10 protein-coding genes are annotated in these 11,617 nt (G+C 70.1%); 5 read left to right on the forward strand and 5 right to left on the reverse strand.

Features of this window, described 5'->3' with window-relative positions; all coding sequences use genetic code 11:
• Positions 1 to 954, forward strand: a 954-nt coding sequence (locus tag G6024_RS10700; RefSeq protein WP_159148674.1) for an aminotransferase class I/II-fold pyridoxal phosphate-dependent enzyme, incomplete at its 5' end; no start/stop codon positions are given.
• A gap of 117 nt (positions 955 to 1,071) precedes the next feature.
• Positions 1,072 to 2,865, forward strand: coding sequence for an acyl-CoA dehydrogenase family protein (locus tag G6024_RS10705; RefSeq protein ID WP_235027861.1), 1,794 nt, complete (start codon positions 1,072 to 1,074; stop codon positions 2,863 to 2,865).
• A 175-nt stretch (positions 2,866 to 3,040) separates the two neighbouring features.
• Here G6024_RS10705 and G6024_RS10710 read toward each other — a convergent pair whose 3' ends face one another.
• The 3 genes from G6024_RS10710 to G6024_RS10720 are packed head-to-tail and all read right to left on the reverse strand — an operon-like array spanning position 3,041 to position 5,150.
• Complete coding sequence (locus tag G6024_RS10710; RefSeq protein ID WP_159148675.1) at positions 3,041 to 4,006, reverse strand: NADPH:quinone oxidoreductase family protein; 966 nt, start codon at positions 4,004 to 4,006, stop codon at positions 3,041 to 3,043.
• Positions 4,007 to 4,027: 21 nt separating this feature from the next.
• Positions 4,028 to 4,465 (reverse strand): hypothetical protein, encoded by a 438-nt coding sequence (locus tag G6024_RS10715; protein ID WP_119192559.1) that lies wholly within the window; start codon positions 4,463 to 4,465, stop codon positions 4,028 to 4,030.
• A 22-nt stretch (positions 4,466 to 4,487) separates the two neighbouring features.
• Positions 4,488 to 5,150 (reverse strand): SDR family oxidoreductase, encoded by a 663-nt coding sequence (locus G6024_RS10720; protein WP_119192565.1) that lies wholly within the window; start codon positions 5,148 to 5,150, stop codon positions 4,488 to 4,490.
• Positions 5,151 to 5,326: 176 nt separating this feature from the next.
• Here G6024_RS10720 and G6024_RS10725 point away from each other — a divergent pair, with 176 nt between their 5' ends.
• The gene (locus G6024_RS10725) at positions 5,327 to 6,589 is read left to right on the forward strand and encodes a L,D-transpeptidase (RefSeq protein ID WP_159148676.1); all 1,263 of its coding nucleotides are present in this window, start codon (positions 5,327 to 5,329) and stop codon (positions 6,587 to 6,589) included.
• Positions 6,590 to 6,738: 149 nt separating this feature from the next.
• Here the strand turns inward: G6024_RS10725 and G6024_RS10730 are convergent, their stop codons facing one another.
• Positions 6,739 to 8,214, reverse strand: a complete 1,476-nt coding sequence (locus tag G6024_RS10730; RefSeq protein ID WP_159148677.1) for a peptide MFS transporter — start codon at positions 8,212 to 8,214, stop codon at positions 6,739 to 6,741.
• Positions 8,215 to 8,440: 226 nt separating this feature from the next.
• Here G6024_RS10730 and G6024_RS10735 point away from each other — a divergent pair, with 226 nt between their 5' ends.
• Positions 8,441 to 9,802 (forward strand): hemolysin family protein, encoded by a 1,362-nt coding sequence (locus G6024_RS10735; protein ID WP_159148678.1) that lies wholly within the window; start codon positions 8,441 to 8,443, stop codon positions 9,800 to 9,802.
• Positions 9,799 to 10,902, forward strand: coding sequence for a CNNM domain-containing protein (locus tag G6024_RS10740; protein WP_235027862.1), 1,104 nt, complete (start codon positions 9,799 to 9,801; stop codon positions 10,900 to 10,902). The genes G6024_RS10735 and G6024_RS10740 overlap by 4 nt, the downstream gene beginning before the upstream one ends.
• 40 nt (positions 10,903 to 10,942) lie before the next feature.
• Here G6024_RS10740 and G6024_RS10745 read toward each other — a convergent pair whose 3' ends face one another.
• The gene (locus G6024_RS10745) at positions 10,943 to 11,446 is read right to left on the reverse strand and encodes a DUF4112 domain-containing protein (protein WP_069390357.1); all 504 of its coding nucleotides are present in this window, start codon (positions 11,444 to 11,446) and stop codon (positions 10,943 to 10,945) included.
• Positions 11,447 to 11,617 lie beyond the last annotated feature (171 nt).

Consider the following 11,617-nt stretch of genomic DNA (forward strand, 5'->3'; position numbering starts at 1 on the left):
GCCGCCGACCACGAGACCGCCCACACCGGCCTGGTGCACGACCCGGACACCGAGGTGGTGGTGACGGTCGGCGCGACCGAGGCGATCGCCGCCGCGGTGGTGGGCCTGGTGGAGTACGACGACGAGGTGGTCGTGATCGAACCGTATTACGACTCCTACGCGGCCACGGTGGCGATGGCCGGCGCCACCCGTCGCGCCGCGAGGATGGTGCGCTCGGGCGGCGAATTCCGACTCGACGTGGACTCGTTGCGGGACGCGTTCTCCCCGCGGACGCGGGCCGTGCTGGTGAACTCGCCCCACAATCCCACCGGGGCCGTCCTGCCGCGCGAGGACCTCGAACAGATCGCCGCGCTGTGCCACGAGTTCGACGCGATCGCCATCTCCGACGAGGTGTACGCCCACCTCACCTACGACGGGGTGGAGCACGTGTCGATCGCGACGCTGCCCGGGATGGCCGAACGGACCCTGCGCATCTCGAGCGCCGGCAAGCTGCTCAACTGCACCGGGTGGAAGATCGGATGGCTCACCGGCCCCGCGGACCTGGTCGCGGGGGCACGCACCGCGCGGCAGTACATGAGCTTCACCGTCGCCTCGCCCCTGCAACTGGGCGTCGCGCACGCCCTGCGTCACGAGCAGAGATGGATCGCGACGCTGCGGCAGGACATGCAGGCTCGGCGGGACCAGTTGGTGGACACGCTCTCGGGTGCCGGGTTCCACCTCGTCGTCGCACAGGGCACGTACTTCCTCACCGCGGACCCGCGCCCACTCGGGGTGACCGACGCGGCGGCCTGGTGCCTGGAGTTGCCGGAGCGGATCGGCGTGGCGGCGGTGCCGTTCGCCCCGTTCACCGACGCCTTCTCGGCGGAGTGGTCCCACCTGGTGCGGTTCGCGTTCTGCAAACGGCCCGAGGTGCTCGACGAGGCGGGGCGACGGTTGCGAGCCCTGCAGGGGTAGTCGGTCCGGCACCGCCACCCACATTCCGGACTACAGTCCGTAATCGCGCCGACCGCGGGGCGCCGTGCTCTACGGTGGGCACGTGACGCGCCCCCCTGTGCGAACCACCTGTTCGACGTGTTCGGACTCGACGAGATCCTCGAGCGCGACGACGCCACCGAACTCGACGGCGACACGGTCCGCACCATGCTGCGGGAGGCCGCCGCGCTCGCCGAGGGACCGGTCGCCGCGTCGTTCACCACCGCCGACCGCAACCCGCCCACCGTCGACCCCGAGACCCACGAGGTCACTCTCCACCCCGACTACGTGGCCTCCGTCCGCCCCTGGCAGGACGCCGGCTGGGGCCTCGTCGGCGTGGACCCGGCCGTCGGCGGCGTGGCCGCACCGCGCCTGGTGACCTGGGCGATCACCGAGTATCTCGTGGGCGCCAACCCGTCGATCTTCATGTACCTGTCCGGGCCGCTGTTCGCCGGCATCATGCACTCGATCGGCAACGAACAGCAGAAGAAGTGGGCCACCAAGATCATCGAGCGCAACCACGGCTCGTCCATGATGCTCACCGAAGCCGAGGTCGGCTCCGACGTGGGCGCCGTGCGCACCAAGGCGATCCAGCAGCCCGACGGCACCTGGCACATCGAGGGCACCAAACGGTTCATCACCGGCGCCGACACGGGCGACCTGTTCGAGAACATCTGGCACCAGGTGCTCGCCCGGCCCGAGGGCGCCGGCCCCGGCACCAAGGGCCTGAGCTACTTCCTCGTCCCCAAGTACATGCCGGACCCGGAGACCGCCGCGCCGGGCGAGCGCAACGGCGTCTACGCCACCGGCATCGAGAAGAAGACGCGCCTGGCCGCCTTCGCGACCTGTGAGGTGGCGTTCGGCGCGCACGGCCGACCCGCGGTGGGGTTCCTCGCCGGTGACGACCACCTGGGCATCAAGCAGATGTTCAAGACCATCGAGGCCGCCCGGATGATGGTCGGCACCAAGGCCATCTCGACCCTCTCCACGGGCTATCTGAACGCTCTCGAGTTCGCGCGCGAGCGGGTCCAGGGCAACGACATGGCCGACGCCGGAAACCCGGACGCCAAGAAGGTCACCGTCATCCACCACCCCGACGTGCGGCGGTCGCTGCTCACGCAGAAGGCGTACGCCGAGGGGTTGCGCGCGGTGTACCTCTACGCCGCCGCCCACCAGGACATCGTGTCCGCGGAGGTCGTCTCCGGCGCCGGGCCCGAGCTCGCGCACACGGTCAACGACCTGCTCCTGCCGATCGTCAAGGGCGTGGGCTCCGAGCGGTCCTACCAGTGCCTCGCCGAGTCGCTCCAGTGCTTCGGCGGCTCCGGGTACCTCAAGGACTACCCCGTCGAGCAGTACATCCGCGACGCCAAGATCGACTCCCTCTACGAGGGCGCCACCGCGATTCAGGCGCAGGACTTCTTCTTCCGCAAGATCATCCGCGACGGCGGTACCGCACTGGGCCACGTCGCCGCGCAGATCCACCGCACCGTGGACGAGGCCGGTCCCGCCGAGACCGGCCCGGCCGAGCTCGAGACCGCGCGCGCCGGAGTGGCCGGTGCCCTGGCCGACGTCGAGTCGATGGTCGGCTCCCTCACCGAGCACCTCATGGGCGCCCAGGAGGATCCCGAGAAACTCTACCTCATCGGGCTCGGAGCGGTCCCGCTGCTCATGGCCGTCGGCGACCTCATGGTGGGCTGGATGCTCCTGCGCGAGGCGGGCGTGGCGCTGGACCGGCTGCCGGAGGCGACCGGCGACGACCACGACTTCTACACCGGCAAGGCGACGGTGGCGAACTTCTTCGCCCGCGCCCACCTGCCGCAGGTCGGCGCCGCGCGGGCCACCATCGAGGCGCTCGACGTGGACGTCATGCACATGCCCGAGGGCGCGTTCTAGGTCGGGGCCTTCCGGTTCGGCCCGCCGGGGCGGCAGCGCACCTCGTCGTCGTCGATCCCGGCCCGCCCTCGCCCCGCCCCGCCTCGCCCTCGTCGAGAAGAGCGTTTCGCCCGCGTCTGCCGAGTAGAAGTGGGCGAAACGCTCTTCTCGACGGGGATCTGGGACGGGAGGGAACTCAGCGGCCGGTGGTGAGGACGATCTTGCCCACCGCGCCGCGGCCGTCCATGAGCTCCAGGGCCTCCGTGGCCTGATCCAGGGGGAACTCGGCGCCCACCAGCGGGTCGAGCTTGCCGGCGGCCAGCAGCGGCTCGACCTCGGCCCACTGCTTCTGCAGGTAACCGGGATTGGACATCCAGTACTCGCCCCAGCCCACGCCCACGGCGCTCTTGTTGCCCAGCAGCAGCCGGTTGACCTTGACCGTGGGGATCTCGCCGCCGGTGAACCCGATGACGAGGATCCGCCCCTCCTGGCCGAGGGATCGGATGGAGTCGGTGAACCGGTCCCCGCCCACGGGGTCGACGACGATGTCGACACCCTTCCCACCGGTGAGCTCCTTTACGGCGTCCTTGAAGCCCTCGGGCGCGATCGCGTCGCTCGCCCCGGCCTTCAGCGCCAGGTCCCGCTTCTCCTCCGTGGAGGCCACGGCGATGACGCGGGCACCCATCGCGGTCGCGAACTGGGTGGCCGCGATCCCGATCCCGCCGCCCGCGCCGTGGACCAACACCGTCTCCCCCGCCTGCAGCCGGCCGCGGTGGGCCAACGCGAAGTGGACGGTGAGCACGTTCATCGGGATCGAGGCGCCCTGCGTGAACGACAAGCTGTCCGGGAGACGGAACACCTGACCGGGATCGGCCGAGACCACCTCGGCGAACCCGCCCAGACCCGGGAACGCGCACACGCGGTCCCCGGCGGCGAAGCCCGAGCCGTCGGGGGCGGACCGCACCACGCCCGCCACCTCCGAGCCGGGGACGAACGGCAGCGGCGGCGAGATCTGGTACTTGCCGCGCGTCTGCAGCACCTCGGGGAAGGTCACCCCGGCGGCGTGGACGTCGATCAGCACCGCACCCGCGTCGGGCTCGGGGACGTCGACCACCTCGAGGGCGGCGGGTCCGTCATGGCTGGAGATATGGATGGCACGCATGCGGTCCATAGTGTCAGCCCGTCACCGAGCGCGGGCGCCGTCCGCCTCACGCTGGTGCCGCTGCCGGCGGAGCAGGTGCAGGGCCAGCCCCACCGCCACGACCACCTGGCCGATCTGGAAGGCCAGCGCCATGACGATGAACTCGCGGCCGAACGTCGTCGGCGAGATCAGGAGGGCTGCGCAGATGCCCAGCAGGACGACCGTGATGAGCTGCCCGCCCGCCAGGAACCGCCGCGGGTTCGTGGTGAGCTGGCGACGGAACGCCATCAACAGCGAGTTGAGCGCCACCAGCAGGCACACCGGGACGCCGATCTGGGCCGGGAAGAGGAACAGCACCACGAACAGCGGGTGGGAACTGAGGGTGACGGTTCCTTCGAACAGGAACTGCGGAACACTCCACAGGGCTGTGAGCAGCGCGCAGATCACCGAGATCCACGAACCGCCCACGAGGATCCTCACGCGGAGAGAATAACGCCGCCGGTCACTCCCTCGTCAGCGCCTCACCGATCGGGATGTCGCCGTCCGAGAATTCGATGGTGCGACCGGCGGTGTCCGGTCGGCGCAGGACGGCGGCGATCACAGCGGCCACCGCGTCCCTGCTGGTCGACCGGTCCTCGCGCTTGTCGTCGCCCACCCCGATGGTCTCGCCGCCGGGCTCGTCGGTCAGCGCCCCCGGCCCGAGGATCGTCCACCCCAGGTCCGAGTCGCGCAGGTGCGCGTCCGCGGCGCCCTTGGCCTCCGCATACGGGAAGAACGAGTCGTCCTCCGGGACGCCGTGGTCGGGGCCCGCGCCGTCGTAGGAGACCATGACGTAGCGTCCCACCTCCTCGGCGGCGCTCGCGTCCATCGAGCGGATGGCGGCGTCACGGTCCACCGCGAAGGTGCGGTCGGGGTTCCCGCCGCCGGCGCCGGCGGTCCAGACGACCGCCCCGCTGCCGCGCACGATCTCGCGGAGCCCATCGACGTCGAGCGTCTCCACGTCCGCGACGACAGGGTTCGCACCCGCGGCGCGGACGTCGTCGGCGTGATCGGGATTGCGGATCACCGAATACACCTCGGCACCCGCCTCGGACAGGATCCTGGCGGCGCGGAGGCCGACCTTGCCGTGGCCGCCGATGATGGTCACTGGTTTGTCGATGCTCATCCTTCCGTTGTACGCCTCCGCGTTCGCCAGCGGGGACTCCCCGGTTCGATCACGAATCCACAACGACCGGGCGTCCGTCGGTCCGGCGATTGGCCCGGTGTCGGACCCGGAGTGCATCATGTGGACATAAGCCGGGACTCACCGGCGGCCCCGCGTTCGTTCTTTCGGAGTACCGCATGTCCCTGTCCAGGTCTCGAACCCACTCTGCTCGGGCGGTGCCGGGTCCCCTCGGCCTGCTCTCCGCTCTCCTCGCCCTGCTCCTGGTCACCGCCGGGTGCACGATCCCGATGCCCGTCGGTTCCGCCGGGGAGACGACGCCCACGACTCCGACCTCCGAGGCGCCCGCCCCGGCGACGCTGGAGGTGACCCCGGCCGACGGTGCCACGGAGGTCGCCGTGGTGGACGGTGTCCGGGCCACCGTGGAGAACGGGACCATCACGGACGCCGTGCTCACCAACGATGCCGGCAAGGAGATCGAGGGCGAACTCTCACGCGACGGTTCCCAGTGGAAGCCGGCCGTCACCCTCGGATACGGGCGCACCTACACCCTTGAGATCACGTACGAGGGCGCGGCCGGCGGGAGCCGGAGCGACACCCGCACGTTCACCATGGCCGATCCGCTGGCCGTCGTCACGCCCAGCCTCGTCACCACGGGCGGGGCCGCCCTCGAGTCCGACCGTGAGTACGGCGTCGGGATCATCGTCGCGGCCAGGTTCGACCAGCCGATCGCCGATCGCGACGAGGCCGAGAAGCACATGACGGTCACGACGACCCCCGAGGTCGAGGGCAACTGGTTCTGGCTCAACGACTCGACCGCGCACTGGCGGCCCCGCGACTATTACGAGCCCGGCACGCGCGTGCAGGTCGCGCTGGACGTCGAGGGACGCAGCCTCGGCGGCGGGCAGTGGGGCGGGGCGAGCGCGGAAGCCGACTTCACCATCGGCGAGCGTCGCGTGGCGATCGCCGACGACGCGACCAAGACCGTCACCGTCTACCACGACCAGAAACCCGTGAGGGTCATGCCGACCTCCATGGGCAAGGGCGGATGGGCCACCTACGGCGACGTGACGATGCACTTCTGGACCCAGCCGGGCAACTACACGGTGCTCGACAAGGCCAGTTCCGTGGTGATGGACTCCTCGACCTACGGCCTGCCGTTGTCCGCCGGGTACAAGGTGACCGTCGACCACGGTGTGCGCCTCACGAACGACGGGATCTACCTCCACGCGCTCGAGTCGTCGATGTGGGCACAGGGGAACACCAACACCTCGCACGGCTGCCTCAACCTGTCGCCCACCGACGCGAAGTGGTACTTCGACCAGGCCGTGACGGGCGATGTCGTGGAGGTCAAAGGCACGGGCGGACCCGAACTCGGGGTCTGGCAGAACGGTGACTGGTCGGTGCCGTGGGAGGTCTGGCAGTCCGGCTCCGCCGACTGACGTCCCCCCACGTCCCCGCACGCGGCCCACGTAGCCCACGCGACCTACGAAATCCGCTATCCGGATTCCTGATCTGCGCTCCCGAATGGAGTAGCCGATCCGGAATCCGGATAGCGGATCTTCTTATCTCGTGGTGTCTGGGGGCGGAGTCAGCGCACGCCCATCATGTTCTTCCTGATCCACGGCGACAACGCGGCCATGATCCCGGCCAGGACGATCGAGGCGACGCCCAGCACGAGGAAGTAGTTGCGCTCGGCGCCGGCGTCCGTCGGGTCGTAGTACCCCGCGAGCACACCGGACAACGCGCTGCCGATCGAGACGCTGAGGAAGAACAGCGCGACCATCTGCGTCTTGAACGCCTCCGGGGCGAGCTTGGTGGACAGGGACTGGCCAACCGGCGAGAGCAGCAGCTCGGCCATCGTGAACAGGAACAGGATCCCGACGATGCCCAGTAGCGGCGTCGCCACACTGCCCACGAAGAACAGGAACACCAGGTAGGCGATGCCCATGATGAGGTTCGCCAGGGCGAACTTCATCGGGCTCGAGGGCTGACGGTTCCCGAGCTTGACCCAGAGCGTCGCGAACACGGCGGCGAAGATGATGATGAACAGCGGGTTGATGGACTGCACCCAGCTCGCCGGCATCTCCCAGCCGCCCAGGTTGCGGTCCAGTCGCTGGTCGGAATAGATCGCGATCACCGTGAACTGCTGCTGGAACAGGGCCCAGAACGCCACCGAGGCCACGAACATCGGGATGAACGAGACCACCCGGCTGCGCTCGATCGGCTCCGTCTTCGCACTGGTGATGAGGAGGGCGAACAGCGCGATCGCGCCGACCACGGCGATCGCGGTGACGATGTCCGCCAGTGACTCCAGCGGCACGAGGCCGGTGGCGATGGCTGCGACGACGAGCGCCGCCACGACCGCGCCGATCCCCAGGTAGCGGACCCGCTGCGGCCGCGGGAGCGGGTCGGGGACGACAGCGCCGACGCCCTTGAGGGTGGCGCCGCGCATCGCGACGTACTGGATGAGCCCGATGGCCATACCCGCGGCCGCCGCCCCGAAGCCCCAGTGGAAGCCGTAGTTGTCCCACAGCACCCCGGTGAGCAGCGGGCCCGTCAGACCGCCGATGTTGACCGCCATGTAGTAGATCGAGAACGCGGCGTCCCGCCGGTCGTCGGTCCGGCGGTACATGTCGCCGACCACCGTGGAGGTGGTGGCCTTGAGCGTTCCCGCACCGACTCCGACCAGTACGAGGCCGATCCCGAGGCCGATCGCCCCGGGCACGAGCGCCAACGACAGGTGGCCGAGCATGATCATCACGGCCGCGCCGAACAGCGTCCTCTCGGCGCCGAGGAGGCGGTCCGAGACCCAGCCGCCCAGGATCGCGGAGGCGTACACCAGACCGCCGTACGCGCCGACGATCGAGGCGGCGATCTCCTGGGAGTAACCGAGTCCGCCGTCGCCGACCGCGTAGTAGATGTAGTACGCCAGCAGACCCTGCATGCCGTAGAAACTGAACCGCTCCCACAGTTCGATTCCCGACAGGTTCGCCAATCCGAGTGGGTGGCCGAAGAACCTGCGGTCCGAATCGGCGAGAGCCACCTCGGCATTCCGAGTTGTCATGTAACTCAGTGATACTCCTGCTCCCCGGGCCAGACAAAACCGATGCCGCGCGAGCTGCCCCGCAGGCGTGGGAGTCGACAATCGGTGCCCCAGACGGGAGAATCGGACCGATCAGCCCGGGCGATCTGCCCCGGGCGCAATCGAGAAGCGCAGGAGCACCTCCAGTGAGCCGAGCCGACACCCCGGCCCGATCTATCAGCCCCCTTCACCGAAGGGGGGACACCGGATGAGCATCGCGCTCTCACTCCTGGTCGGCGTCATCGTCGTCCTGGCCATCACCGCGCTCACGGGTTACTTCGTGGCGCAGGAATTCGCCTTCATGGCCGTTGATCGCTCGCGGATGGGGGCTGCCGCCGAAAAGGGCGACCCCGTCGCCGACCGCGTACTCGGGGTCACCAGGCGGACCTCCTTCATGCTGTCCGGCGCGCAGCTGGGCATCACCGTCACGACCCTCGTCGTCGGCTACGTGGCCGAGCCACTCATCGGGCGGGCACTGGGCGAACTACTCGGCCTCGCCTCCGTTCCACAGGCCATCGGCGTCGGCGTGGGCACGGTCCTGGCCCTGCTGTTCTCGACCGTCGTGCAGATGCTCTTCGGCGAGCTCGTGCCCAAGAACCTGGCGATCGCCAAACCCGAGCCCGTCGCCCGCTGGCTGGCCCGGTCGACCACCATCTACCTGGCGCTGTTCGGCTGGCTCATCGGGTTGTTCGACAAGGCGTCCGAGGCCCTGCTCAAGGCCGTCGGCATCGAGCCGGTACACGACAAGGAGCACTCCGCCACCGCCCGCGACCTCGAGCACATAGTCCACGAGTCCAGTGAGACCGGCGAACTCTCCCCCGAGCTCAGCCGCCTGTTGGACCGGATGCTCGACTTCCCCGGACAGCCGGCGGAGCACGCCATGATCCCGCGATCCCGTACCGACGTGGTCCGCGGGGAGGACGCCGTCCCGGACGTGCTGTCGAAGATGGCCACCGGCCACACCCGCTACCCCGTGGTCGGCGAGGACTCCGACGACGTCATCGGCATCGTCGACCTGCACGACCTGCTGGTGATCTGCGACGACGAGCGGGACACCTCCCTGACCCTGGTGTCGGAGGTCATGCGGGCCCCGATCGTCGTGCCCACCTCCCTGCCGTTGCCCGAGGTGGCGGCGCGCCTGAGTGAACAGAAGGCCGAGATGGCCGTGGTCGTCGACGAGTACGGCGGGTTCGCCGGAGTCGTGACGATGGAGGACATGGCGGAGGAGATCGTCGGGGAGATCGCCGACGAGCACGACCCGCAGGCCGCCGGGGACGCCCCGGTCAGTGAGGGGTTGGGCTGGGTCCTGGGCGGCGACACCCACCTGGACGAGGTCGAGCGCCTGCTCGACATCACCCTGCCCGAGGTCGACGCCGAGACGCTGGGCGGCCTCGTCGTCGAGACGATCGGTGACCTGCCGGACGTCGGCGACCGGGTGGACATCCCGCTGCCCGACACCGACATCCTCGAGGAGGTCTCCGCCGACCGCGTCCTGCGGGCCGAGGTCCGTCGTATCGAGCGTCGCGTCCCCGCCGAGCTGCACATCGTGGTCGAGGAGGCCACACGATGACCCCCACCACGACCCTCATGGCCGCCGAGGCCCAGACCGGACTCATGAGCAATCCCTGGGTGGTCCTGGCCGCGACCGCCCTGCTCATCGCGGCGTCCGCGTTCTTCGTGGCCGTCGAGTTCTCCCTCATCTCCGCGCGGCGCCACCGCCTCGAGGACGCCGCCGCCACCAGCAGGGCCGCCCGGGCGGCCCTGCGCAACGCCTCCGAACTCACCCTCCTGCTGGCGGGAGCGCAGCTGGGGATCACGCTGTGTGCACTGGCGCTGGGGTCGATCACCAAGCCCGCCGTGCACCACTGGCTCACCCCGGTCTTCTCCGGCTGGGGCCTGCCGTTGTGGACCGCCGACGTCATCGCGTTCATCCTCGCGCTGATCATCGTGACGTTCCTGCACCTCGTGGTGGGCGAGATGGCCCCCAAGTCGTGGTCGATCACGCATCCCGAGTACTCGGCCACCCTGCTGGCGATCCCGATGCGGGCGTTCCTGTGGCTCACCCGTCCGCTCCTGGTCGCCCTCAACGCCATGGCGAACAACATCCTGCACCGGCTGGGTGTCGAGTCGAGGGACGAGGTGTCCGCCGGTCAGGACGCCGATTCACTGCGCGAGCTCGTGCGGCACTCCGGTGAGGCGGGGACCCTGGACGACACCCATCAGCGCCAGCTGCTCAGCGCCCTCGAGCTGCAGGAGCTCACCGTGGGCGACCTGCTCGGGGAGCGCGGGGTCGACACGCCCGCCTCGCCGGAGGAGATGTCCTCCGTCGGCGCGGACGCCACCCCGGGCGAGATCCGCGATACCGCCCGCCGCACCGGCCACCTGCGGCTCCTGGTCCTCGAGGACGACACCGCCGTCGGCGTGGTGCATGCTCGGGACGCCATCGACGTGGAGGGGCCGGCCACCGCCCGCGAGCTCATGCGGTCGAGCCTGTCCCTCGAGCACGACCTGACCGTCGCCGAGGCGTTCCGCCGGATGCGCGACGCACGGGCGCACCTCGTCGTCGTCGAACAATCCGGCGGGCACCCGGGCACCCACGTCTCCGAGGTCCGCGGCGTCCTCACCCTCGACGACGTGGTCCGTCGCCTCCTGCCCGTCACCTCGGGGTAGATAGGCGGGGGGTAGATCGGCGCAGGTGGACCGGCGCGGGTCAGATCCGGCTGATGAGCCAGACCACGCCGAACAGCGCCAGCCCGGCGATCCCGAGCAGGACCAGCAGCATGAGCCCGACCGCGCCGATCGCCCTCAGCAGGTAGCCGCGCGCGTCGGTGTCGACGCGTCTGCCGTCGGCGATGGTGCGGTCGACCAGCCGCAGGTTCTTGGACGTGGCCTTGTGGGCGGCATCGGCGACGTCACCGACGAACGGGATCAGCCCGAGCACGGCGTCCACCAGGTAGTTCCAGCCCATCCGGAACAGGATCCGCACGGGCACCCGGTTGCGCACCGCCTCGGCGAACACGGCGGCCGCGAACACGGTGCCGACCGCGTCGCCGACCACCGGGACCAGCCCGATCACCGGATCCAGACCGACGCGATAGCGGGTGCCGGGGATGCGGACGAGGTCGTCGAGCACGCGCGCGAGACCGGTGGTGACCGGGGAGACACCGGTGCGGTCGACGGGTGCCGGGGCGGGGTCGGGACGGTCGGGGTTCACGGGCCCGAGCCTACGGTCCGCGCTCCCGGTGCGCCCGGGCCCGGGATCTGGTTTCGTGGAGAGATGATGCCCACGCCCGCCTCTCAGCCGAGTCTCCGCCCGCTGCGGCCCCACCGCGATCCCGGCGCGACCCGGCACCCGCATCGTCGCGCCGGAGGCCTCGTGGCGGCG

This window comes from Dietzia maris (genome assembly GCF_014144855.1).
GTDB lineage: Bacteria > Actinomycetota > Actinomycetes > Mycobacteriales > Mycobacteriaceae > Dietzia > Dietzia kunjamensis.